We start from the raw sequence: 24,545 nt of genomic DNA on the forward strand, positions 1-24,545 counted from the left end.
ATGAAGGACAATACATCTATTACGCAAGTAACAAATGAAGAAGTGGAGAGAAGACATGACACCGTGGGAACCTACCGAGGCGGAGGCAGAATCGATCCGCATGCCGCAAGATGAAGAGCGTGAACTGATCGAGATCGAGTTGCTATTGGAAGGTATGCACCGTTTATATGGATATGATTTCAGGAACTACGCGTTACCGTCGTTAAGACGTAGAATCTGGCATTATGTACATGCCGAAGGACTAAAGACCATTTCAGGTTTACAGGAAAAAGTGCTTCATGACCGTTCTGCATTTGATCGTTTTGTACAGAATCTGTCCATCCCTGTAACAGAAATGTTTCGTGATCCAACCTTGTTTCGGTTCTTCCGGGAACAGATTATTCCTGTACTGAGGACTTATCCATACATCCGGATATGGCATGCTGGCTGTTCTACAGGAGAGGAAGTCTATTCCATGGCGATTATGCTGCATGAGGAAGGACTATACGACAAGGCAAGAATATACGCAACAGATATGAATGATCGCTCATTGCAGCAGGCCAAGGAAGGCGTATATGGCATTGAGAAAATGAAATTATATACTACAAATTATCTGGAAGCCGGGGGCACCCGCGCATTCTCGGAGTATTACACTGCGAAATATAATTCCGTTATATTTCATCCTTATTTACGGAAAAATATTATTTTTGCCGAACATAATTTGGCGACAGACCGGTCATTTAACGAGTTTAATGTGATTTTTTGCCGCAATGTCATGATTTATTTCAATGATGAATTGCGAAACCATGTGCACGGACTTTTTCATGAAAGTTTGAGCCACTTCGGCATCCTTGTTCTGGGATCTAAAGAATCGATACATTTTACGGAATTCAGCGATGCCTACGAGCCGTTAGACCGGACGGAAAAAATATACCGGAAGATTAAATAGGGGGTTAAGCTTAGTCATGGGGCTCAATGAACCAATCCACATATTATTGGTAGATGACCGCCCCGAGAACCTGCTCGCTCTCGAAGCGGTTCTGGAATCGGAACAGTACAAGCTCGTCAAGGCAACCTCCGGGGAAGAGGCACTTCGCTGTTTGCTGAAAGACGAATTTGCGGTCATTGTGCTGGATGTGCAGATGCCTGGGATGGACGGAATTGAGACAGCAAAGTTAATCAAGGCGCGTGACAAGTCCAAGGACGTGCCGATTATTTTCATCTCTGCAAATAGCAGAGAGGCAGAGCACTTATTTGCAGGTTATTCCGCAGGAGCCATTGATTATATGGTCAAGCCGTTTATCCCTCAAATTTTGAAATCCAAAATCGAGGGCTTTGTAGAAATGTTTATCACGAATAAACGTTTGAAAACACAGACGATGCTGCTGCATCAGAAGACGCAGGAACTGGAGAAAATGAACCAGCAGCTCGTTCAGGCCAAAGAGGAAGCGGAAATTGCTGCAAATGCGAAGACCGAGTTCCTTGCCATGATGAGTCATGAGATTCGTACGCCGATGAATGGCGTTATCGGTATGGTTGATCTGTTGATGGAAACGGATCTGAAGGAAGATCAGAAGGAATACGCGGACATTGTACGTCGCAGTGCCGATGCACTCGTTACGGTGATTAACGATATCCTTGATTTCACCAAGATGGAATCCGGCAAAATGGAGCTGGAAGAGCATCCGTTCGAACTTGTGTCCTGTATACGTGAAGTACTGAGACTCTTTGCGGTTGAAGCTGGCAAAAAGAATATTGAGCTGGAATATTTCCTGGAAGATTCGGTACCCGAACTGATCTATGGAGATATGGCAAGGCTGCGCCAGGTTTTATTGAATCTGATTGCCAATGCCATCAAGTTCACGGACCACGGTGGCGTGTATCTGATCGTATCCGTTAATGAGGAAAAAGACGGGCGAATGACGCTGGAGTTTGCTGTAAAAGATACAGGAATAGGCATAGCACCAGACAAAGTAGATCGTCTGTTCCAGCCGTTTTCCCAACTGGACACATCCATGACGCGTAAGTATGGTGGAACGGGTCTGGGGCTGGCTATATGCAAAACGCTCGTTGAAATGATGGGTGGAAAGATATATCTGGATACGTCAGAGCTGCGTGGGGCTACGTTTGTATTTACCATTCAAGCGCAGCGGTATGTTGAGACTGAGCTGACGACAGGTATGGGGGAAGATCAGCTTACGGACATTAAAAAAAATTATGAAATGCATCCAAGCGTATTAATCGTCGATGATCATCCTATTAATCAGAAACTAATGTCTATTATGCTGGGCAAGCTTGGACTCGTCGCAGATATCGCCGAAGATGGCAAGAAGGCGCTGGAGATGGTTTTAGCGAACCGCAATTATGATTATATATTTATGGATTTGCAAATGCCCGTGATGGATGGATTGGAGTGTACACGCAGAATTCGTGAGAGCCTTCCTCAAGACCAGCAGCCGGTTATTGTAGCGATGACCGCCAATGTCATGGATGGTATTCAGCAGCGATGTTCCACTGTAGGTATGGACGATTACATCAGTAAACCTGTGAAAATGGGCAATGTGAAACAGAAGTTGTCCCGATTTCAGGAAGAAAGACAAGGGTTCAAATCCAACGCATCGGCCATAAATCAGGCGAATTGAAATATTTGCTAATTCGATTACTGTTTCATATGTGCTGTAGATGGGTTATTAGGTAAAGAAACCATTGATCAGGAGAGAGATGTCTAATGAATACAAATAAAAATGAAAAATTCAATGCAAGAACAGAAACACTTGATGGCGTGTGCACGGTGTATCTGACTGGCGAACTGGATTTGTCGGTTGCTCCTGAATTCCGTTTAGTGATGGAGCCGCTTGTGGACAACAAGGAACAAGATTTGATTATTAACATGCAAGACTTGAAGTACATCGATAGTACAGGGATTGGTATCCTGTTATCTGTTCTGAAAGCACGGCATGGAATGGAAGCTCGCTTTGAAGTACAGGAAGTTCCTGCGCAAATTCAGAAACTTTTTGATATGACGGGTATTGCCAAATTCTTTGTCTCACAGAAGAATTCCCAATAGGAAAGGATCGAAAAAGGAATGAATGCAGAAGTTCAAAGAGTCACCCTTAATTTACCGGCGACAGCTGATTACGTTGATATTGTAAGACTCAATCTTTATGGTGTTGCGTCCAAAATGGGATTTTCTTATGAGGACATTGAGGATATGAAGGTTGCTGTATCCGAGGCCTGTAATAACTCTGTACTGTATGCTTACTCACACGAAGGCGGCATGGTTGAGGTTGTGTTCGAAGTGGATAATGACACGCTGGCTATTACCGTCAAAGATGAAGGAGCCAGCTTCGAGAACATTAACCCGGCGGTATCCCGTGCAGGCCTTCATGACAAAGAACTGACAGATGCCCAAATCGGTGGACTTGGATTTTACCTGATGCAAGCTCTGATGGACGATGTCAGTGTGGAAAGTGAGACGGGCAAAGGTACGAAAGTAGTACTCGTAAAACGTCTTGCAAGAAGTGAGGAGAAAGTATGAATGAAAAAGTGACTCCCCCAGAGTCCATGTCTGAAGCAATAGGTTTGATCTGGGAATACCAGCAAACCCAGGATAACGAAATTGCAACAGTTCTTATCCGCAAATATGAACCGATGGTGAAGATGGCAGCAGGTAAAATTGCGCGGAACCGACCCGATCTGTATGAGGATTTGTATCAGACCGGGCAGATGGCCCTAATTCGTTTGCTTAAGCAATACGATATTAATCTGGGTATTCCGTTTGAACCTTATGCCATGAAGAGCATGATCGGTCATATGAAGAATTATTTAAGGGACAAGTCCTGGTATATTCAGGTGCCCCGTAGAATTAAGGAAAAGGGAGCACTTGTCCAGCATGCCATTGATGAATTGACAGTGAAGCTGGAGCGTTCACCAGGTGTGAACGAGATTGCTGAATACCTGGATTTAACCCCTGAGGAAACCATCGAAGTCTTGGCTGGTCGGGAATGTTACCACTATGTGTCACTGGATTCTCCACTATCACAGGATGAGAGTGCAGCCACTTTGGGCGAACTAATCAGTTCTGATGTGAATGACTTCGATTCGGTTGAGAAGCGGATGGACTTGCAGCAGGCATTGGGACAATTGAAGGAACAGGAACAAAAAGTGCTTATTTTGGCATTTCAGGATGGTCAGTCGCAGCGGGCAATTGCTCAGAAATTGGGAGTATCCCAAATGAGTGTATCTCGTATCCAGAAGCGAGCCACTGAGAAATTAAAACAGATTATGTCGAATGCTTCATTATTATGAAATGTAGATCGGTGACGATATTGAGCACGGCATAGAGAAGGACACGTGATTCCAATGGAATGCATACGTGTCCTTTTTTTGGGATCAATGATTTTTAATGAACAGTATGAATGCAGGAGTGGATGTTTGTGATTGTGGATAAAGTCAAGCTGGAAGCGCGTCGGGATAAGCTTACCTACTCAGACCATTGGGAATGGTGGGATTGGGTTGCACCTGATCAGGAGAGTATGGCTGATGCCTTGGAGGAACTGACGAACGCATTTCCGGAAATGCAGTACTGGCTTCGCAAAATACCGGAGGTAGAGTCCAACTACCTGTCCGTCCGCTTCATGAACGGCACGGAGCCCGTGATATTCGGGTCATTATTATATGCGGTCAAGAATGAAAGAAACGATCCACGTAAAGATAATCAGATGTTTTTCTATGTGGATCAAGAAAGACTGGTTACCTTGAATGTAGATGATAATACCAGAGGTATTATGAATACAGGTGAACGTGCAGCCATGTTACAACAGTGCAGTGAAGCAAGGGACGGCATGTTTGTGCTCTTTCGCGCGATATTGCATTATTACCATGTGGGTATGGACCATTTTGAGATGAACCTGAGGGATTTGGAGCGGACGATGGAATCCCGCAATGCACGCACGTTGATGGATCAGATTCTTGCGGCTAGATTTGAGCTGCTGTATTGGAGTAACCTGTTCATTCCGTATTCCGAATTGATGGCTGCTGCCAGGGAAGCCTACCTGGATGAATTGAAAGAGAATCGCTTTTTCCAGCAGCTCCAGCACCGGATCGAACGGATGGAGCGTTTGTTCAAACATTATGAGACAGAGATTGATACATTGATCTCCATCGATAATGCCATTTCAGGGGTGCGGGGCAATGAGATTATGAAGACACTGACCCTTGTAACCTCGGTATTCACGCCCGCAACGGCTGCAGGAGCCATATGGGGAATGAACTTCGAGAATCTGCCTTGGATCGACAAAACATGGGGTGTTGTACTCGTCCTTGCGCTTATAATCATTAGCATGATCGGCATGTATGTATGGATGATGATGAAGGGCTGGACAGGGGATCTGCTCAAAGTGAAGTCTTCCCAGCCGTCGGCCAAAGAAACAGAGAAGCATGCCAATGGCAAACGAAGGCGATGACTTTGTCAGCCTCACCCTGTGCCTTTTATTTTTTATAATCTTCAATATATCCCAGTAAGTCAGCAATATATTGTCCTACAATTGGCATGTTCACGAATTGACTGAGAATAAAAGCGAGCAGACCAAGAACGACGAAGGTACCTACCGTCAAACCCAAACCACGTGCCATACCAGCGGTGAAGTTGGTAATGATACGTTTTTTGGGACTGCTGTAGTTTTCGATAATATCCTTGATTTGAGATTTTTCCAAACTGTCTGCAATCTGATCCAGCCGAGTATTCAGACGTTTGACCTCATGTCGCAATTCAAAAGGGTGTTCTGTTGTATCATACTGTTGTGCGGGTTTTCCTCCGGTTATGGGCGTATTGCCGTTCATTGTGACTTTACTCATGTTCTTCCTCCTTTAATCTCGCCGTGGATAAAAAATAGCCAGCTGGAATACAGCTGGCTATTGGTCACTCGATCCAAAGCCTTACAGGCTGGTCGAGTTCAATTCTTTACGTGCATCTTCCTTCGCTTCTACAGAAGCGGTAGCCACTTCGTCCGACGCTTTGGATGCTTCATTCGCTACATCAGCGGAAGCTTTTCTTACGGAGTCCATAACGTCATTACGGCCTTGGTTTACCGTTTTTGCAATATCAGAAGTTTTGGAAGAGACCGTTTTAGCCAGTTCGGAAGCTTTATCACCGACAACCGCTGCAACTTCTTTTGTGCGATCTGTAACGATCCCCACTTTCTCGGAAAGGTCATCACGCAATTCGCGTCCTGGTTTAGGGGCAAAGAGTAGTGCTGCAGCTGCTCCCAGCAATCCTCCGATGAAAATACCTTTGGCGAAAGTGGAACCGCTTTGTACAGGATATTGTTCTTCTGCTTTATTCATGTCAAATCACTCCTTCTTCAAATTTAAGAAACGAATACGAAACAACGAACACCTTGTTGCACCGATCAGGCAGCCTGTCTGAACAGTCTGGACACAAGCCCCAGCAAAAAGACAAAGACTGCTGTTCCAATGATAGCAGGAATTACGGCAAAGTTACCGATGACCGGTCCCCAGTTACCAAGCAAGAGTGCTCCCAGCCAGGCTCCGGCAAATCCGGCAACCATTGCACCAATAATTCCTCCAGGCATGTTATGACCGGCAAGTGCATCACCGATTACACCGATAATGACTGCCATCACAATGCTGATAATAATACCCCACATAACAACCGCCTCCTTTGTACTTGATGTAGGATGGTGTCTGTTCGCGTTTGCTTACTTCGTATATAAACGCCGTGCTTCCAGGTGAAACAATCAATGTAGGGAGATCTGTACTGGAAATTATAGGATAGTACAATTCAGACGGAACGTTGAATCCCTTTAATCATACAGAAGATCCAAGCCAGTCCTGCAGCAAATCCGGTGAAAACGTCGGTTGGAAAATGTACACCCAGCATGATGCGGCTGAGGCCGACCAGAAATATAAATGTGATTCCGCAAATGACAGGCAGTGCAACTCCAGACATACGTTGATGTCGTTCAATCGCCCAGATGACAAAGAGCATGCCATAAAACCCCATCGAGATCATCGCATGACCACTTGGAAAACTATATCCATGAACAACCAGCAGATGTTCCAGCTCAGGTCTACTACGCCTGAATATTTCCTTCAATAAGGTGTTGAGAATCCACATCATGGCAAAACTGCTGAGTAACGCATAACCATATATGAGGAAACGGGGACAACGCTGCCACAAGAAAAGAATTGAAAAACCGATAGCTGCGATGGCAGAAAGTCTGAAAGAACCGAGCGCAGTAATGAATGAAATGAAAGGCAACAGATGAAGACGTGAATCTGAGTTCAGATAAAATAACTGCTGGATCCTGTCATCCAATGAAAGGATAACATCGTTACCCAGCAACGCTCCCAGAGCCGCCAGCAAGAAGACGACCGAAACGCTGGCTATAATTCCGACACCAGCCCAGTTGAGCAGTGGACGTACTGAAGTTTTGCGAGCTAACCCGGAAGTGGGTAATTGCGTTTTGCGCAGCATAAATAAGTATCTCCTTCAGTAATGGTAGTAGGTAGATAAAGATTGATAAAGGATTACCCGAAATGTCTGTCGAAAAAACTGTAAAAACGTCGCTTTTGTACTATACTATTTAAGATATCCCATGCGGCGTCGTGACGCAAAGCAGAGATGAATTCGGGAGTATAAAGGAGAGAACTCGCATGGAGAGTGCCCTGTTAATTAAAGAATACCGTGCGGGCGTTATGGAATGCGCCCATTACGGACACATAAGCATTACGGATGAGAACGGCAATGTTGTATATTCAGCCGGAGATCCGCATTTTAGAGCGTTTACCCGTTCATCTGCCAAGCCCTTTCAGGCCATTCCGGGGATTCGTGCTGGTATTGCTGGGCATTACGGTCTGACAGCTCAGGAGATTGCCATTATGTCTTCCTCACACCGTTCGGAGCCGATGCATATTCAGGTGTTGGAGCAGATAGAAAGCAAAATAGGGTTGGGTGAAGAGTGCTTGATTTGCGCACCGAGTTACCCCCTCAATGAAGAAAGCCGAAATCAATGGCTACGATCTCAAGGAGAGAAGCGTCGTATTCTCCACAACTGCTCCGGTAAACATCTGGGCGTTCTCGCATACACTCAGATGAAACAGGCCGATTTGGGAAGTTATGCAGAACCAGAACATCCGGTACAGCGTGAAATTCTTGAGACCATGGCCTATATGGCAGGGATTGAACAGAAAGAGATTAAACTTGGGACGGATGGCTGCGGCTTTCCGGTATTTTCGTTGCCGTTATCGGCATTGTCGAACGCATATCTGAAGCTGGCTTGCCCGGATCTGATCGAGGACCCATCTACACGTTCGGCGGTAGAGACCATTACTGGAGCCATGAACGAATATCCGTTAATGGTAGGAGGAACGCAGCGTGTGGATTCCGTGCTGCTTGAAGACAGCAACATTGTAGCCAAAGGTGGCTTCAAGGGTGTATTTGGTTTTGCCCTGAAAAAGGAACGCCTCGGAATTACGTTCAAAGTGCTTGATGGTTCGGAAGAAGAATGGGCCTATATTGCCCAATCCATTCTGGAGCAGATTGGCTACAGCAATCAAAAAACCATCGAGCGACTGGCAGAAGTATATCCACCTGACATTCGGAACGACGCAGGTAAAGTCGTAGGGCGGGCAGAGAGCGAATTCAAGCTTCACTCACCTGAAGAAAGCGTATAACCATATGCAAGGGGCGTGATTAGAATTCCCGGACCACGGGTAAAGATGACATACCAACTGGTATTGATCTATAGAATTCTAAATATACACGCAAGAACTGCTGCGAAAGTGCGGCAGCTCTAAACCCTTGGAGGTGGATGAACATGATTAAAGTAGTGACATCGGAAGAAAGGCACACGTCGGATCGAGGTTGGATACACAGTGAATTCAGCTTTTCCTTTGCGGACTATGATGATCCAAGCAATGCCCATTTTGGTTGTCTTCTGGCTCATAATGACAACACACTGATGCCGCAGGAAGGCTTTAAGCGACATCCACATCATGACTTGGAGATTGTTAGTTATGTCATATCAGGTACGTTGAAACATACGGATAGCATGGGAACGGAGCAATTGTTGGAACCGGGAACAGTTCAGGTCATGAGTGCGGGCACTGGCGTAGAGCATTCAGAGACTAACCCGTCAGAGGATGAACCGGTACGCTTTCTACAGATGTGGTTCCTGCCATCCCAGCGCATGTTGAAGCCCTCGTATACTAATCGTCGTGTAGAGGCTCAGGAGCATCTGAACCGTCTTTGTCCGATTGTATCGGGGCAAGGGGGAGAAGGAGCCGAGGGAGCATTGCCTATTTCACAGGATGTAACTTGTTATCTATCCCATCTGGAATCCGGTCAAAAATTAATGTACCCTCAACATGAAGATAGGCGTACACATCTCTTCCTGATTAGTGGCCATATCGAGATTGTATGTTCAGACGGCAATTTCAATCTCAAGCCGGGTGATGCTGCACGAATCCGCAAAAGCTGTGATCTGCAAATTACAGGTACAGGCAGCGAGACGGCTGAATTTGTATTGGTGGATTTGCCTTGACGAAAAAAACAAACGCAAGAGGACCTGTCTCCACTGTGATGTGGAGAACAGGTCCTTTTTGTACGGCTTGTTGTAGCTGCCTTCGTAAAAGAGTCTCTCAAAGTTTGGTGGGCGATACCGCCCTAGGATTTGCGGAGATTACCCAGTTCGGAAGCGACAGCTTCCACTTCAGAGATACTCAGATGTTCCTTGCTTAGGACCATTTCATACAGGTCAAACAAATCTTCATACTTCGCAAGTGGGAAAGACGAAGCCTGCATGGCAGCTCCACTGGCCATCCGCAACTTCGTTTTGATTGCTTCAATCATATATTCCATGTTGGCTGCGCTTGCTTGCGTTAAATCCATCGTTATGTCCATCCCTTCCGTATCGGAAACTGTTGTCATTGTATCATGATTGGACAGGCTCAGGCCAATGCTTTTGCGACGAAATCAAGCATCGGGTAAAATGAGGAATATAACAATAGAGACTCAGGCAGGAAGTACATGTGTATAAGGAGGTAAGAGATTGGCCGTATATAAGCGGGAATTGGTTCGTCATCAAAGTAGGGAAGCCCGCCACAATGTGCAGGGAGAAGACTTGGTATTATTTTTCAAGCACATCTATAAGCTTCATTCACCGGATGAAATCACCTTTGTCTGTATCGGGACGGACCGTTCCACCGGAGATGCTCTGGGCCCACTGACAGGCAGTCTACTGCAGGAGTATGGAGTGAATCACGTTGTAGGAACTCTGGCTTCTCCTTGTGATGCGGATACACTGGAGAAGAGGCTGGCGCTTGTCCCGTCACATCATGCCATCATCGCCATTGATGCTTGTCTGGGTCCAAAACAGGCAACAGGTACATACTATCTTGCGGAACATCCACTGATTCCGGCAAAATCGGTTGGAGGCAAGCTGCCGCCAGTTGGTCATTACAGCGTGGCTGCTGTAGTGAATGCTAATGGACCGAGACCTTATTCCATTCTACAGATGACCTCGCTTCATTTCGTTATGGGCATGTCCAGATCGATTGCAGAGGCGGTCGCCGAAGCAGTGAAATACAGATAAACGTTTCATTAATGATATGCAGGCTTAATAATATACAACTTGAATTAATTTAATTCGCGCAGAGAGAGGGATTTATATGGAAAAAGTGATGTGTGACGGAACGACGATTTGTTATGCCGAACAGGGTAAGGGAGAAGCACTCATTTTGCTCCACGGATACTGCGGCAGTTCATCCTACTGGGATGAAGTGGTGCCTGAGCTTGCACGCAGCTATCGTTGCATCGTACCCGATCTGCGTGGACACGGCAAAACGGACGCACCTGTAGGTAGTTATACCATTGATCAGATGGGCAATGACGTATTGCAATTAATGGATGAGCTAAAGGTGGACAAGGCTTTCCTGCTCGGTCACTCCATGGGCGGATATATCGCACTTTCTATCGCACAGCGCCACCCAGAACGATTGAATGCCTTCGGCTTGATTCATTCCACAGCCTATCCGGATAGTGAAGAAGGCAAAGAAAAACGCCTTCGTGCAGTATCCACCATTCAGACGGAAGGCATTGTTCACTTTGTAGATGGGCTGGTTCCCGGTTTGTTTGCACAAGAACATTTGGAATCGCTATCGACGCAAGTGACTCGTGTGAAGGAAATTGGTTACCAGACTGCGCCACAAGGGGCAACTGGAGCTGCACTGGCTATGCGGGAACGACCGGATCGTCGTGATGTATTGTCCGCTACACCGCTTCCTGTCCTACTGGTTGCCGGAGAGAAGGATGCCGTCATTCCGCCGGAACGTACATTCACAAGTGACAAACCACATATTACACAAGCCGTGATTCCTGGGGCAGGACATATGAGCATGTATGAAGCTCCGGAAGATTTAATTCAGGTCATTAAACAATTTTTGACGGGATTATCGAAGTAATAATGGAACATGAATAGAGTATCGGATGATTTCGCCTCCTTGGCGGAGCGTCGGTATTTTGCTAAACCCCTGCAACGTTCGCTCAAGAACGGCAGGGGTTTTATTTGTTCAGGGCCAGAGCATAGGACGAGCCATAGACCATGTTTTGGCTTTTTGTCATGGCATGAATTAAAATGATGAGAATGGATCATGCAAGTGAAACTGGAAGGTACACGATCGAATGATGAGGGGGCACATAGCATGTTCAGGAAAGATTATCTGCTCCGCATGATGGAGGAAATGACAGAAGCGATCGGCAAAGTATTTACACTTAAACAACAGCGAAAACACACGGAGGCTCTGTCCGAGCTGGACGAGCTGCTGCGTAGGCAGTTTGGACTGAATTTATCTCTGCTGAACTCACTGCCGGCCGAGGATGTCATTGAAATGTTCCGTTTTCGCGGCGTCATTGAAGTGGACAATCTGCAACAAGCCGCCAGGCTGATCGAAGAAGAGGCGTACATTTATAATGAAAAGGCCAAAGTAGAGGGCATAGATGACCAGGAAAAAATGGAGTCGGAGAATGAAGCACTTATTCGTCTGATGAGATCACTTCATTTTTACCTGTACGCACTGAATAATGGGGCTAATCCGAAGCTGCTGGATGCACCAGATCGTGTGGAGGGAATATTGGAGCAGACGAAACAATACGAACTTCCGGCACGAACGGAAAAGCAGCTTGCCCTGTATCGTGAACAGCAGGGGCGTTATGATCAGGCTGAGAATAGCTGGTACAGACTGCTGCAGGTAGATGACAGCCATCCCATTCAGTATCGGGGTGAGGTACAGGCTTTCTATGAAAGGTTAAGACAACTGGAAGATGAGCAATTGCAACAAGGTGGTTTGCCTCGTGAGGAAGTGGAAGAGGGGATTGCCGAGCTGAACCGTTAAACCGATGAATAGGCCGTTAACTTGGAGAGGGAACGGAATTGTGTTATGGTAACGGTTGACCAAACCAAACCGAAAGTGAGATGTACCCCCGTGGATTCATTGCGAAAGCTTATACAAGACATCTTTGAACAGAATTCGCTGATTACAGCGACCTGGAGCCAGCTGCGCAGACGGGACAATGTCTCGTATACGAAAGTGCAAGTCAAGCCGGTAACGCTCAAGAATCAGCTTCATTATCAATTCGCATTTCATTATACCAACAAAGTGCTGCACGAGAATTTGACTCCGGATGAAGCGGCAGAGCGCATGACTTTGCTATGCGAAGAGACGTTTCGTCAAGGACTGCTCTGTACTACAGACGCAGACTATCAAATTTTGATCAGCAAAAAATATAAAGTGTCCATCTTGACCAAGTCGCCTTCCAAGACTGCGGTGGACCTCTCGCATAATCGCAAAAAGCAATATGTGCTGGAAGATGGAGTTCCCGTTTCATTTCTGGTGGAGCTGGGGATTATGAGCGAGGAAGGCCGCGTTTTGGCTCGCAAGTACGACAAGTTCAGACAGATCAACCGTTTCCTCGAAATGGTTCAGGACGTCATCCCGCATCTGCCGGAGGGCCGTCCACTTACCATTGTTGATTTTGGTTGCGGGAAGTCTTATCTCACCTTTGCTTTATATCACTATTTGTCCGTACAGCAGCGCAGATCGCTTAAAATTATTGGCCTCGACTTAAAAGCCGATGTTATTGAACACTGCAATGATCTGGCAAACAAATTGCATTACGGTGACCTGAAGTTCCTCGTTGGAGACATCGCTGACTATGACGAGTTGAATGAAGTGGATATGGTTGTAACGCTGCATGCCTGTGATACAGCAACCGATGCTGCTTTGGAGAAAGCCGTTCGTTGGGGCGCTTCGGTCATTCTGTCTGTACCGTGCTGTCAGCATGAGCTATTTGATCAGATTGAATCCAACGTGATGAACCCGTTGTTGTCACACGGTATTCTGAAGGAACGTTTCTCCGCTTTGGCAACCGATGCCATTCGGGCCAAGCTGCTCGATCTGATGGGATACAAAACGCAGCTGCTTGAATTTATCGACATGGAGCATACGCCGAAAAATATTTTAATCCGTGCCGTACGAGGCCAGGCTGGGCAGACTGCTGACATGTGGAACGAATATACCGCATTCCGTGATTTCATTCACGCAGATCCTTATTTGGAGCGGGCTTGTGCGGACTTGCTCCCAGGTGGCGGCAAGCTGAAAGAAGCTGCGCCGAACCATGGGGCAGATGCGAGCCAGGAGAATTCAAATGGGGAATCCATCAAAGATGCCAGTCACTGTGATCACTGTTGAATGTGAATGTCTATGGAACAATGAAGAGTGATGCATAATGTTTGATGGCAGATGGCAAAAAGGATGATACATGATTGAGTTGCTTGTTCTTTTAGACGATGCAGTTCGTCTGCCATCGCCGATGACGGGACATACTGATAAGAGGGTCCCGTGAAAATATATATAATGTGCCAAAGGCATGTAATCAGGCAGAAGACCCTAATGGGGCTTCTGTCTTTTTTTTGTTTGAAATTAATTAAGAAGAATACGGAGACGGGAGAAAGGAGAGGGACGTATGAAGGGAGGAAAATCAGATGAGAAAGCCAAGTGGAGTTCAGAATCGGCATTAACGGCAGTTCTTGGTTTACTTGCAGTGGCTTTACTGTTGACAGGATGTCTATGTAGGGGATTGTTTTATGCTACGGACGTATATCCTCTGGTACTGATGGCATCAGGAAGTGTACTTATTTGGTTTGTTTTGTTCATTATGTGCTTCAATGCACCGAAGACGAGAGGGCAGTTAGGGATTGCTCAGTGGTTGGATTACCTCAAACGACTATATGAGGCGATTATGCAGTATGCTCACTTCCGCTGGATGCTTTGGCCCCTGGCAATAGCAGTCTGGTTTGGCCTGCATGTATGGATGGGCTCTGTCAGCGTACAGGGAAGTTTGGATGAGATGCTGCGCTGGAGCCTTCTGGCGATATTTGCGTTGCTAACCGTCATACTGGCATCACGCGCGAACGGAACGCGTTGGTTTGCCTGTGGCTGGCAATTGGCAGGCGGCCTGTTTGTTCTAAGCGGAGTGCTAGCCGCGTGCGGTGTGCTGCCGATGCCTTATGGGGTCATGCGAACCGCTGACCCCGAGATCAGCTCCGCTGGAGCCCGGCTCGGCGGATTGCTGCAGTACCCTAATGCGTACGGTGCCATTGTTGGCATGTACGCATTGGAGCGGCTGGCTGCCGCCGCGCGAGCCATAGCCCGGCCGTTGTCGGCCGGGCGGCTCATCGCGGCAGCACTGCCGCTCATGCCTGCGCTTGCTGCGCTCCTGCTGAGCGAGTCGCGCGGCGCTTGGCTGGCGACCGGCTGCGCCGCGGTCGCCGCCTTCGCTTTGCAGCGGCGCGGTGCCCGCCTGCCGCTGCTGCTGGCCACGGCCGCGCCACTGGCGTGCGCGGCCTGGCTCTATCGCCAGCTGGCTGCGGCCCAGCTGGCGCCTGCACCCGTGCCCGGCCTGCTGGCACTGGCCGGAGCATGGGCAGCTGCGCTGCTCGGCACGCTGCTGCTGTGCCGTTTGTGGCACAGCGGCGCTCGTGCACGCGCCGCTGCCCGCACGGCCACAGTGCTGGCGGGAATCGCCGCCGCCACTGTGGCCGTGGCCTCCACAGCCGACCGCATGGCGGCTGGTGTCGGCACAGGGCTGTCCCGCCTTCAGATGTGGCGGGACGCCCTGAAGCTCTGGACCGAGGCTGCATGGCTGGGCCACGGGGGAGAGACATGGCGCAATATGTTTCGCGCCATCCAATCCTCGCCTTATGTCGGAGGCGAGGGCCACAACGGCTTCCTCGATCTGGCCCTCGATACAGGCGTGATCGGGTTACTGCTCATCGCCGGATGGTTCTTTTCCACCCTGCGAACGATGTGGAGGCATGCACCGCAGCTGCTGCCTTCGGTTATTGTTTTTGTCCTCCATGGCGCTATGGACTTTGACTGGAGCTTCACCTTCAATTGGATGCTGTTCATTTGGCTTGGGGGCTGGGCCCTCTCGTCGTCAACTCTTCAGGAATCCGTGGCTGACAAAAAACGGTCTCGTTTTCTCCGTCCGTTAAGCCCGTGGCCTCAAGGGATATTAACGGGACTGTTCGTCATGTTTTGGCTTGGCGGCACAGTCTGGCTTGCTGGACAACAAGTGGCGGCAGAACAACAATATCGTTTAGCCATGTCAAAAAATACAGGAAGTGCTGAACAAAAGGTGCTGCTTACTGCGGCGTACAAGTTCAACCCCTACAGACCGGATATCGCCATCTCCCTGTCCCGTACGCTTCCAGCAAAAAAGGCTGACTCCATATTGGTGCAGAGCTTGTCCTTTTCCCCTGTTTCACCCCAACTCTACGGAGAGCTGGGGCGGTTAGCCGCTCAATCGGGTAGAGGAGAGTCGGCCGGGAACTATTTTGAACAAGGCCTGGCCCAGAATCGTTTTGACGCGTCCAGCCAGTCCCAAGCCCTGTATTGGATGGAACAGGCATCACGGATGGAACTGGCGTCAGGGTATGCTGAACGAGGAAGGCAGACCGCTGCTGCTGGAGTAAGGATATATGAACGTTACAGACAACTGGCCGAAAAAGTAGCATCAGAGAAGGATAGGAATGATCGGCGTTTTGAGCTTGGAGAAGACGCATTACGTTACGGGGATAATCTGCGCCTCCTTGCTTTTGATCTACTTGCTTCAGAGGTGACCAGAAAGATTCCCTGAATATCTGACCTCATCCAACGCTAAAAGAGAACGAGATCCATGAAAACAATGATTCAACTTGTAACGGCATGAACGATCTCGCATGGATCCAACGAAAGTATTGGCTTACGCCTCAGTTCGGGTTATTCAAAATCGAACAAAATGCTGCACCATAAGCTGTTCGTCTACCTGTTCATTGCTCCCAACTTACAAGCGATATCCGCCAAACGCATTCTTAAAGGCAGCTTGCAGCGGTTCTACCTCTACACCCCATAGAGTCGCAATATCTAAGCTGACATCCGCGTTCCACCATTCGCATAATTTTTTGCGATTATCCCGATTTTCTCCGATCCAGAGCAGATTGGTGATGACCTTCCCATAATACAATTCTTCCGCCTGCTTCATCAGCTCTGGGGAGATATATACCTTTAGCTTTTTGGCTGTTCGATACAGCTCTTTGCTGCATGCTCTTCGGATACCGCGGGCAGAAGGCAGTTTCTGGCCTGGGGTGTTATGTTTGACCGGGGGAGTACCGGGTGCTGATTTGAATGACATCTTCTCACGCTCCTCTCCCGATACCATATGCAAACGCCTGCCTGCGGGACACTATCCCAGACGGGTGAAGTAGCAACAGCTACAGGCCTGTGATAAAATAGGGACGAACATCCATGGTGCGGAAGGGCACTGCCAATCAGGATGAAGAAAGAGGGTCGAGATGGACGTTATTCATAACATTGTCAATCAATTATTCGATTGGATTCAGAGTCTTGGATACTTTGGAATTATGCTTGGACTAATGCTTGAAGTTATTCCGAGTGAAATTGTACTGGCATATGGAGGTTTTCTCGTTTCACAAGGCCATATTAATTTTTTCGGTGCATTGATTTTTGGTACCGTGGGCGGTGTCATAGCCCAGCTATTTATTTACTGGATTGGCCGTTATGGCGGAAGACCTGTACTTGAACGCTACGGAAAATACATACTGATCCAGAAAAAGCACATCGACCATTCCGAAGAGTGGTTCCGCAAGTATGGGACAGGGGTCATTTTCACGGCGCGTTTTGTTCCGGTCGTAAGACATGCCATATCGATTCCTGCCGGTATATCCAAAATGCATACGGGTCGATTTATTTTGCTGACAACCCTCGCTGTTATACCGTGGTCTGCATTGTTTATATATTTAGGGATGATACTTGGAGATCAATGGCAACATATCAACGAGAAAGCGGCACCTTATATTATGCCGATTCTGCTCGTTGCTCTCGCACTTATGATTGTTTATGTACTTATTAAATGGATGAATGCTCGTAAAAAGAAGGGAAGTGTCTAGTTATGGGAAAACCAAACTTGTCTCACAAATTCGGTAAAGGTCTGCCACCGAAAGATTTCATTGAGAGCATGACGAAGAACCAAAGTGAGTTTCAGGCAAACTATGACAGCTTTGTATGGCCAAGTGAGGATGATCGTGGATTTTTCGAAAGCCTGAATCACCGCGATGACTTGCGTGTGTTAATTTTGGCTGCTGACTGGTGTGGCGATGTGGTACGCAATGTTCCAGTCGTATTCCAGGCGCTGGAAATTTCCGGCATTCCGACAGAAGTTCTTATTTTGGAAAATCACCCTGAAGTGATGGATGAGTTCCTTACGATGGGCGGACGCTCTGTTCCTGTCGTTATTTTTGCAGATACGGGCGGACATGTACTGGGTCAATGGGGACCTCGTCCGCAACATGTGCAGGAAGTTATGGTTGAATTCAAACGTCTCAACCCGGACCGTGAAGCAGCAGATTATCAGGATAATTTGGCTGTAGCACGTCAAGAGATTGGTAAACGTTATGGGGAAGGAACGGAGTCAAATGCAGCTATTATTCGTGAGTTGCGTGAACTGATTTCGGGTTACTGAGCCGATATGCTTAACATTCGTACATTTTCTTTGGGACCGCTCCAGACCAATGCGTATCTGTTGCAGGGTGATGATCCAGGTAAAGCCGTAATCATTGACCCTGGAATGAATCCGGGCTCATTACTCAAAGCTATTCAGGACCTGGAGATCGAAGCGATCCTGCTTACTCACGCGCATTTTGATCATATGGGCGGCGTGGATGAAATTCGCAAATTGAAAGGCTGTCCCGTTTATTTGCATGACTTGGAGAGTGATTGGCTTACGACGCCGAAATTGAATGGTTCTTTGAACTGGCCGCAGGCTACCCCGCCGCTTTCGACAGATCCAGCTGAATATGCCTTGGACGAAGGGCAGACTCTGAACTTTATTGGTCATACGTTCAAAGTGTACCATACACCGGGACACTCCCCAGGCAGTGTAAGTCTGCTGTGTGGTGACGATCTGTTTGCTGGTGATGTTATGTTCCGTATGGGTGTAGGCAGAACGGATCTGACCGGAGGTCGTGAACGGGATCTGATTGATTCCATCCAGAACAAGTTATACACCTTCGCGGATGAGGTCAAAGTGTATCCAGGTCATGGTCCCAAAACGACAATCGGATATGAGAAGAAGAACAATCCTTACGTGTCTGCAAGATGATCCGACAATTTATGTGAAGAAAGTCTGGACAAGTGACAACTTTTTCATTAGAATAGCAATTAGTTGTTACAAGCGTTAAAGCACCATCTAACTGAAGCAATACAAAGAAACACCCTAACTTGCGAAGCACGCAGACTGTGGTCTATACCCGGTTTGCGTTCTTTTTTTGTTTTCAGCCACTTTTTTATAAAAGTTACATCCGTTTAACCCTACATACAGATCGTTGACAAGTATCTACAGAAGATCGTCTAATGAGAGCGAGGAATTAGAAGTGGAGAAAAAGCGAGTGATTCAGTTTGGACAACGTGCCGAGAACCTGATCATCGAAGAAAACCGTCTAGCAATGGAAAGTGGCAGAATAGAAGCAGTTACCCAGCGTCCTCAACTACATAACTACATGAATAATGAGATGAATCCAATCAAGGATCAACAGCAAAATATATGGAGGAGTCGTTTATTAAGCAGTGGAGCCCGCAACCAACCGTGGTTCGACAAACTGCAAGATTACCGAAATGAAGTCTGATTGCCCGGGAAATTGTCGGCTTCAGATTTTTTTTGGATTGAATTGAACGTTTCTGCAGAGCCTGTCGTAATAACATAAGACTGAGCGGAGAGCAGGTGATGATGCAGATGGAGGCAGCCGAACTGGAAGAGGTACAGAGAGCGATACAGGGGGATGACAGTGCACTGGCAGAACTACTGCAGCGTCACTACGCCTTTGTGTATAAGTATCTTGTCAAAGTAACGATGGACCCCAACGTTGCTGAGGAGACGGTGCAGGATACGATGATTCGATGTATGGAAAATATTTATAGATACGATGGCTCGTCTGCCTTTTCGTCATGGATGATTACGATTGCCACCCGTATATATATCGACAAGTCCAGGCGCAGACGAAGAGAACAGATTTGGCTGGAAGCCATTCGTAATCAGGCTGTACGGAAATTGCGGTGGCAATTTGAGAGCCGGAATGAAGAATGGACAGATGTTATGGATGCTATGACAAGGTTAACCCCAGAACATCGTATTGCCGTCCTGCTGAAGCATTATTATGGTTATGGCTATGATGAAATCGGTGAAATGCTGGGTATTCCATCCGGAACGGCGAAGTCTCGAACTGCCTATGGCCTTCGTCAATTGAGAAAGGAGCTGGGTTGAGCATGAGCAGATCTGAGGAACAGGATGAACAAGAGATTCTGAAGCGGATGCAACAACAGATGAGAGTGCTCGATGATGCATATGAGCCTGTAAACATTCCTTCATTAGCCTCCATTGAAGCCCAAGTCAAGGAACGAAAACAAATGAGACGACGAGCCAATCGGATCGAAATGATTTTGTTCTGGATTGTGGGATTGTTCATTATCGCTTTTGGTGCCTTATTGTTCCATTCGGCTCCAGCTCTATATTTGGGTATCCAGGCGATTAGCTTGTGCGCAGCGATTGCCGTGGGAGTAATCTGGTCAGGGAGACGCCGGAAGGAGACTCGTCATGAATGATCTGCATTATTCTTTAAATGAGATTCCTCTCATATGGCTTATTCTGATTGCCGTTCTTTTGCTAATACAGGGAACATGGATCTTTCAGGATGCACGCAGACGTGGCCGTTTCCCCTGGTTATGGGGATTGTGGGGCATTACCGGATTCCCAACACCTTTGATCATATATTGGTTCATTGTGGTGCGAGCAGATCGCAGACCCCCTAAGCAAACGTCGGACAAACCATAGAGTTCACGGGTTGGAAAAAAGATTTTGCACAAATGTTTTGTTTAATTCTAGTAATCGTAGACAGCGCTATTCTTTTCTAGTAGACTATACAAATAATAAAAAGATAGACTACCAGGAGGTTAGACGATGCTGCGATTAGGAGAGAAGGTTGTCATCGTCGCGGATGCGTTTGAGCAGAATCTTCCTGTGGGGGAATATGGTTTCATCATCGCTTATGACCGGAATCCGGACAATGCGTTCGATTACGTGCTTCGAGTGCCGCAGGTGAATCGGAACTTTTTTGTTCCATCCGGCGACGTCGATCTAGAAGAGGTTCTGCTGAAGCAGGAAGCTGAGCGGGTCGAGCGAGAAGCGTTGATAGATTACGCCCTTGCGACACACAATGAGAAACTGTTTCATCATCTGATGAACGGAGATTTTCAAGCTGTGGAAGAGGAAGAGGAAACCGCGAACGATGTTATGTCCCAGGCGGATTTTATAAAGCAGGTTAACCTGCGTGCATGGATTTAGAATTTTAAGAGTCGGCTGATGCCGGCTCTTTTTTGATTAGACTGGAACATATGAACGTTGAAGCTCCTCATTATCCTGGTTAACGCGTAAAAATTCAGTTAATAGGTTTTGAAATTCGCATTAAAGGAAGACTCCCCTGATGTGGTGTTATTTTGCATATTCGGTAACTCGGGTCATTTGCATTGAATTGTCGAACTATCTCACCTATAATGAAAAAAGTTATCTTGGGACTTTAGCCCGTTAAACGGACGATTCGTTTTCGGCGGTTTCAGGAATTAGAACGAATGAAGGAGGCATCCGGAAATGAGTATTTCGAATAATGACGTTCAGCATGTGGCCAAGCTGGCCCGGCTTAATTTGACTGCTGAAGAAGAGCAAACCCTGACAGGGCAGCTGAACGCGATTTTAAAATATGCTGAGAAGCTGAATGAACTGGATACAGAGAACATTGAGCCTACCACTCACGTGCTGCACGTCAGCAATGTGATGCGTGAAGATGAGACGAAAGAAAGTCTGTCGATTGAACAGGTCATGCGCAATGCACCAGATGAAGAAGACGGGCAATTCAAAGTGCCTGCTGTAATGGAATAACGGATAACCGGAAGGAGGACGAATTACGTGAGTTTATTTGAACAATCGTTGCCGGAGATACATAACAAGCTGCACGCCAAGGAGCTGTCGGTCAGCGATCTGGTGAATCAGGCATATCAGAACATTGGTGAACGGGATGAAAAGGTTAAGGCTTATCTGGCGCTGGATGAAGAACAAGCACGTGCTCGTGCACGTCAACTGGATGATCGTCTCGTCAGCGGTGAGGAGAAAGGTTTGCTTTTCGGTCTGCCAGTCGGCATTAAGGACAACATCGTTACGAACGGACTGCGTACAACATGCGGCAGCCAGTTTTTGCGCAATTTCGACCCGGTGTATGATGCAACGGTTGTCGAGAAGCTGAAAGCGGCGGATACCGTGACGATCGGGAAGCTGAACATGGACGAATTCGCCATGGGCGGCTCTAATGAAAATTCAAGCTTCTACCCTGTACGTAACCCATGGGCACTCGATCGTGTTCCAGGCGGCTCCAGTGGTGGATCTGCTGCGGCTGTTGCGGCAGGAGAAGCTTATTTCACATTGGGATCAGATACAGGGGGCTCGATCAGACAGCCTGCATCCTATTGCGGCGTTGTTGGTTTGAAACCTACCTACGGACTCGTTTCCCGCTTTGGTCTGGTTGCATTCGCATCTTCCCTGGATCAAATTGGACCTTTGACGAAAAATGTCGAGGATTCTGCCTATGTGCTGCAAGCCATTGCTGGTTATGACGCCAAAGATTCGACATCCGCGAAAGTGGATATCCCGGATTACTTGAGCGGACTGACAGGGAATGTCAAAGGACTTCGCATTGCTGTTCCGAAGGAATACATTGGTGAAGGCGTCGATCCTCAAGTTAAAGAAACCGTCCTGTCTGCCCTGAAAGTCCTCGAAGGACTCGGTGCAACATGGGAAGAAGTATCGCTTCCGCATACCGAATATGCGGTGGCTACGTATTATCTGCTCGCTTCCTCAGAGGCTTCTTCGAACCTGGCTCGTTTCGACGGCGTGCGTTATGGTGTTCGTGCAGACAATCCGGAAAACTTGCTGGATTTGTACCACCAGTCCCGTAGTCAAGGTTTTGGTCCTGAAGTGAAACGACGCATCATGCTTGGAACCTATGCACTCAGCTCGGGTTACTACGATGCGTATTATTTGAAAGCTCAGAAAGTGCGTACGTTGATCAAACAGGATTTCGACGACGTATTTGCCAAATATGATGTCATCATTGGACCAACTGCGCCAACAACGGCATTCAAACTTGGTTCCCAAGTCGATGACCCACTTACGATGTATCTCAACGACATTCTGACTATTCCGGTCAGCCTGGCTGGTGTACCTGCAGTCAGCATCCCTTGCGGATTCTCGGATGGACTGCCTGTTGGCATGCAGATTATCGGTAAAGCTTTTGATGAAACGACCGTACTGCGCGTAGCGCATGCGTTTGAACAAAATACGGAATTCCACAAGCAGCGTCCGCAGCTGTAGACTGCCCGGAACGGAGGAATATAGAAATGTCCGCATCTAAATATGAAACGGTCGTTGGACTTGAAGTCCATGTCGAGTTGCATACAAACTCCAAAATCTTTTGCGGCTGCTCCACTGCCTTTGGAGCTCCGCCAAATACACATACTTGTCCGGTCTGTCTCGGACACCCAGGCGTATTGCCTGTATTGAATCGCCAGGCTGTAGATTACGCGATGAAAGCAGCCATGGCCCTTAACTGCACTGTTGCTGATGTCAGCAAGTTTGACCGCAAAAACTACTTCTATCCCGATTCTCCGAAAGCATATCAGATCTCACAATTCGATCAACCGATCGGTGAGAATGGCTGGATCGATATTGAAGTCAACGGTGAAACGAAGCGAATCGGCATTACGCGTCTTCATCTGGAAGAAGATGCAGGGAAGCTTACCCACGTGGACGGCGGCTATGCTTCATTGGTCGATTTCAACCGTGTTGGTACGCCGCTCGTGGAGATTGTCTCTGAGCCGGAGATTTCTTCTCCGGAGGAAGCTCGTGCATATCTGGAGAAATTGCGTGCCATCATGCAGTACTGTGATGTATCCGACGTGAAGATGGAAGAAGGTTCACTGCGTTGTGATGCCAACATTAGTTTGCGTCCGCATGGACAAGAGAAGCTGGGAACGAGAGCCGAACTGAAAAACATGAACTCCTTCCGTGGCGTTCAGCGTGGTCTGGAATATGAACAATTCCGCCAAGCGGAAATTTTGGACGACGGCGGCGAAGTGGTTCAGGAAACTCGTCGCTGGGATGAGGCTCAAGGGAAAACACTGTCGATGCGTGGTAAAGAGCAAGCGCATGACTATCGTTATTTCCCAGACCCGGACTTGGTTAAGCTGCATATCGATGCAGCCTGGAAAGAACGGATCAGAGCTTCCATACCGGAGCTTCCGGACGAGCGTAAAGCCCGTTATACCGCTGATTATGGACTGCCTAATTATGATGCTGAGGTTATTACCTCTTCCAAAGCGGTCGCTGATCTTTTTGAAGACAGTCTGAAATACACCAAGGATGCCAAAGCCGTATCCAACTGGATTATGGGTGATTTGCTTGGTTATTTGAATACAAGCAACCTTGAATTGACTCAGGTGCCACTGACTGGCCAAGGTCTGGGTGAGATGATTGGATTGCTTGAAAAAGGTACAATTAACAGTAAAATCGCCAAAACGGTATTTAAGGAAATGCTCGAGAGCGGCAAGCTTCCACAGCAAATTGTTGAAGAAAAAGGTCTGGTCCAGATTAGTGACTCAGGTGCCATTCTCGCGATTGTGGAGCAGGTTGTTGCGAACAACCCGCAATCCGTGGAAGATTACAAGGCTGGTAAGCAGAAGGCCATTGGCTTCCTCGTTGGTCAAGTCATGAAAGAAAGCAAAGGCAAAGCCAATCCGGGACTAGCCAATCAACTGCTTACAGATGTACTGAACCGCTAATCCATCCGGTGAGGCCGGACAGAAAGAGGCTCGTCCCTGTGACAGCCTCT

General features: G+C 47.5%; 30 protein-coding genes. 24 read left to right on the forward strand and 6 right to left on the reverse strand.

Going from position 1 to position 24,545, the window contains the following annotated elements; translation table 11 throughout:
- The first annotated feature begins 55 nt into the window (after positions 1–55).
- The 6 genes from A6049_RS21435 (at position 56) to A6049_RS21460 (ending at position 5,444) form a co-directional block, all read left to right on the forward strand.
- Positions 56–928: a CheR family methyltransferase gene (locus A6049_RS21435; protein WP_063566598.1), complete on the forward strand. Its 873-nt coding sequence runs from the start codon at positions 56–58 to the stop codon at positions 926–928.
- 16 nt (positions 929–944) lie between these two features.
- On the forward strand, positions 945–2,621 hold the full coding sequence (locus A6049_RS21440) for a response regulator (RefSeq protein WP_063566599.1): 1,677 nt from the start codon (positions 945–947) through the stop codon (positions 2,619–2,621).
- Between the two features lie 86 nt (positions 2,622–2,707).
- A complete protein-coding gene (locus A6049_RS21445) occupies positions 2,708–3,046 on the forward strand; it encodes an STAS domain-containing protein (protein WP_063566600.1) in 339 nt (112 codons plus the stop codon).
- An 18-nt stretch (positions 3,047–3,064) separates the two neighbouring features.
- Entirely contained in the window at positions 3,065–3,517 is a 453-nt protein-coding gene (gene rsbW, locus A6049_RS21450) for an anti-sigma B factor RsbW (RefSeq protein WP_063566601.1), read from the forward strand.
- On the forward strand, positions 3,514–4,287 hold the full coding sequence (locus A6049_RS21455; RefSeq protein WP_024631358.1) for a sigma-70 family RNA polymerase sigma factor: 774 nt from the start codon (positions 3,514–3,516) through the stop codon (positions 4,285–4,287). The genes rsbW and A6049_RS21455 overlap by 4 nt, the downstream gene beginning before the upstream one ends.
- A 128-nt stretch (positions 4,288–4,415) precedes the next feature.
- A complete protein-coding gene (locus tag A6049_RS21460; RefSeq protein ID WP_240321509.1) occupies positions 4,416–5,444 on the forward strand; it encodes a magnesium transporter CorA family protein in 1,029 nt (342 codons plus the stop codon).
- 25 nt (positions 5,445–5,469) lie between these two features.
- Here A6049_RS21460 and A6049_RS21465 read toward each other — a convergent pair whose 3' ends face one another.
- The 4 genes from A6049_RS21465 to A6049_RS21480 all read right to left on the reverse strand — a co-directional run bounded on the left by A6049_RS21465 (position 5,470) and on the right by A6049_RS21480 (position 7,477).
- Positions 5,470–5,835: a DUF5665 domain-containing protein gene (locus A6049_RS21465; RefSeq protein ID WP_082935221.1), complete on the reverse strand. Its 366-nt coding sequence runs from the start codon at positions 5,833–5,835 to the stop codon at positions 5,470–5,472.
- A gap of 81 nt (positions 5,836–5,916) precedes the next feature.
- Entirely contained in the window at positions 5,917–6,324 is a 408-nt protein-coding gene (locus tag A6049_RS21470) for a YtxH domain-containing protein (RefSeq protein ID WP_063566603.1), read from the reverse strand.
- Between the two features lie 65 nt (positions 6,325–6,389).
- The gene (locus A6049_RS21475) at positions 6,390–6,647 is read right to left on the reverse strand and encodes a GlsB/YeaQ/YmgE family stress response membrane protein (protein WP_063566604.1); all 258 of its coding nucleotides are present in this window, start codon (positions 6,645–6,647) and stop codon (positions 6,390–6,392) included.
- A 134-nt stretch (positions 6,648–6,781) separates the two neighbouring features.
- Complete coding sequence (locus A6049_RS21480) at positions 6,782–7,477, reverse strand: phosphatase PAP2 family protein (RefSeq protein ID WP_063566605.1); 696 nt, start codon at positions 7,475–7,477, stop codon at positions 6,782–6,784.
- Positions 7,478–7,656: 179 nt separating this feature from the next.
- Here A6049_RS21480 and A6049_RS21485 point away from each other — a divergent pair, with 179 nt between their 5' ends.
- A complete protein-coding gene (locus A6049_RS21485) occupies positions 7,657–8,676 on the forward strand; it encodes an asparaginase (protein WP_063566606.1) in 1,020 nt (339 codons plus the stop codon).
- A gap of 143 nt (positions 8,677–8,819) precedes the next feature.
- Positions 8,820–9,545: a pirin family protein gene (locus A6049_RS21490; RefSeq protein ID WP_063566607.1), complete on the forward strand. Its 726-nt coding sequence runs from the start codon at positions 8,820–8,822 to the stop codon at positions 9,543–9,545.
- Between the two features lie 122 nt (positions 9,546–9,667).
- Here the strand turns inward: A6049_RS21490 and A6049_RS21495 are convergent, their stop codons facing one another.
- Positions 9,668–9,892, reverse strand: a complete 225-nt coding sequence (locus tag A6049_RS21495) for a DUF1128 domain-containing protein (protein ID WP_063566608.1) — start codon at positions 9,890–9,892, stop codon at positions 9,668–9,670.
- A 160-nt stretch (positions 9,893–10,052) separates the two neighbouring features.
- Between A6049_RS21495 and yyaC the strand changes: the two genes are divergently transcribed.
- From yyaC to A6049_RS21520, 5 genes are all read left to right on the forward strand, one after another.
- Positions 10,053–10,595, forward strand: coding sequence for a spore protease YyaC (gene yyaC / locus A6049_RS21500; RefSeq protein ID WP_079697093.1), 543 nt, complete (start codon positions 10,053–10,055; stop codon positions 10,593–10,595).
- A gap of 76 nt (positions 10,596–10,671) precedes the next feature.
- Positions 10,672–11,463 carry an alpha/beta fold hydrolase gene (locus A6049_RS21505; protein ID WP_063566609.1) on the forward strand — a complete coding sequence of 264 codons (792 nt, stop codon included), beginning with the start codon at positions 10,672–10,674 and terminating at the stop codon, positions 11,461–11,463.
- Between the two features lie 240 nt (positions 11,464–11,703).
- A complete protein-coding gene (locus A6049_RS21510; protein WP_063566640.1) occupies positions 11,704–12,393 on the forward strand; it encodes a DUF6483 family protein in 690 nt (229 codons plus the stop codon).
- Positions 12,394–12,483: 90 nt separating this feature from the next.
- Positions 12,484–13,749 carry a class I SAM-dependent methyltransferase gene (locus A6049_RS21515; RefSeq protein ID WP_063566641.1) on the forward strand — a complete coding sequence of 422 codons (1,266 nt, stop codon included), beginning with the start codon at positions 12,484–12,486 and terminating at the stop codon, positions 13,747–13,749.
- Between the two features lie 274 nt (positions 13,750–14,023).
- The gene (locus A6049_RS21520) at positions 14,024–16,198 is read left to right on the forward strand and encodes an O-antigen ligase family protein (protein ID WP_063566610.1); all 2,175 of its coding nucleotides are present in this window, start codon (positions 14,024–14,026) and stop codon (positions 16,196–16,198) included.
- A gap of 186 nt (positions 16,199–16,384) precedes the next feature.
- On the opposite strand, the gene A6049_RS21525 is transcribed toward A6049_RS21520, so the two are convergent.
- A complete protein-coding gene (locus tag A6049_RS21525) occupies positions 16,385–16,732 on the reverse strand; it encodes a hypothetical protein (RefSeq protein ID WP_063566611.1) in 348 nt (115 codons plus the stop codon).
- Between the two features lie 160 nt (positions 16,733–16,892).
- Between A6049_RS21525 and uptA the strand changes: the two genes are divergently transcribed.
- The 11 genes from uptA to gatB all read left to right on the forward strand — a co-directional run bounded on the left by uptA (position 16,893) and on the right by gatB (position 24,495).
- Complete coding sequence (gene uptA, locus A6049_RS21530; protein ID WP_063566612.1) at positions 16,893–17,507, forward strand: undecaprenyl phosphate transporter UptA; 615 nt, start codon at positions 16,893–16,895, stop codon at positions 17,505–17,507.
- 2 nt (positions 17,508–17,509) lie between these two features.
- Positions 17,510–18,079, forward strand: a complete 570-nt coding sequence (locus A6049_RS21535; protein WP_063566613.1) for a thioredoxin family protein — start codon at positions 17,510–17,512, stop codon at positions 18,077–18,079.
- Between the two features lie 6 nt (positions 18,080–18,085).
- Positions 18,086–18,718 carry an MBL fold metallo-hydrolase gene (locus A6049_RS21540; protein WP_063566614.1) on the forward strand — a complete coding sequence of 211 codons (633 nt, stop codon included), beginning with the start codon at positions 18,086–18,088 and terminating at the stop codon, positions 18,716–18,718.
- Between the two features lie 271 nt (positions 18,719–18,989).
- Complete coding sequence (locus tag A6049_RS21545) at positions 18,990–19,241, forward strand: hypothetical protein (RefSeq protein ID WP_143021589.1); 252 nt, start codon at positions 18,990–18,992, stop codon at positions 19,239–19,241.
- Positions 19,242–19,339: 98 nt separating this feature from the next.
- Positions 19,340–19,876 (forward strand): RNA polymerase sigma factor SigY, encoded by a 537-nt coding sequence (sigY, locus tag A6049_RS21550; protein WP_231952702.1) that lies wholly within the window; start codon positions 19,340–19,342, stop codon positions 19,874–19,876.
- Positions 19,877–19,878: 2 nt separating this feature from the next.
- The gene (locus tag A6049_RS21555) at positions 19,879–20,214 is read left to right on the forward strand and encodes a YxlC family protein (RefSeq protein ID WP_063566616.1); all 336 of its coding nucleotides are present in this window, start codon (positions 19,879–19,881) and stop codon (positions 20,212–20,214) included.
- Positions 20,207–20,443: a hypothetical protein gene (locus tag A6049_RS21560; RefSeq protein ID WP_063566617.1), complete on the forward strand. Its 237-nt coding sequence runs from the start codon at positions 20,207–20,209 to the stop codon at positions 20,441–20,443. Before A6049_RS21555 ends, A6049_RS21560 begins: the two co-directional genes overlap by 8 nt.
- Before the next feature lie 126 nt (positions 20,444–20,569).
- Positions 20,570–20,953: a hypothetical protein gene (locus A6049_RS21565; protein WP_024631336.1), complete on the forward strand. Its 384-nt coding sequence runs from the start codon at positions 20,570–20,572 to the stop codon at positions 20,951–20,953.
- Positions 20,954–21,256: 303 nt separating this feature from the next.
- Positions 21,257–21,544, forward strand: a complete 288-nt coding sequence (gatC, locus tag A6049_RS21570; protein WP_063566618.1) for an Asp-tRNA(Asn)/Glu-tRNA(Gln) amidotransferase subunit GatC — start codon at positions 21,257–21,259, stop codon at positions 21,542–21,544.
- A 27-nt stretch (positions 21,545–21,571) separates the two neighbouring features.
- The gene (gene gatA, locus A6049_RS21575; protein ID WP_063566619.1) at positions 21,572–23,029 is read left to right on the forward strand and encodes an Asp-tRNA(Asn)/Glu-tRNA(Gln) amidotransferase subunit GatA; all 1,458 of its coding nucleotides are present in this window, start codon (positions 21,572–21,574) and stop codon (positions 23,027–23,029) included.
- A 26-nt stretch (positions 23,030–23,055) separates the two neighbouring features.
- Positions 23,056–24,495, forward strand: coding sequence for an Asp-tRNA(Asn)/Glu-tRNA(Gln) amidotransferase subunit GatB (gene gatB, locus A6049_RS21580; RefSeq protein WP_063566620.1), 1,440 nt, complete (start codon positions 23,056–23,058; stop codon positions 24,493–24,495).
- Positions 24,496–24,545 lie beyond the last annotated feature (50 nt).

Origin of the sequence: Paenibacillus sp. O199, from assembly GCF_001636635.1 — a bacterium.
In the GTDB taxonomy this organism is placed as follows: domain Bacteria; phylum Bacillota; class Bacilli; order Paenibacillales; family Paenibacillaceae; genus Paenibacillus; species Paenibacillus marchantiae.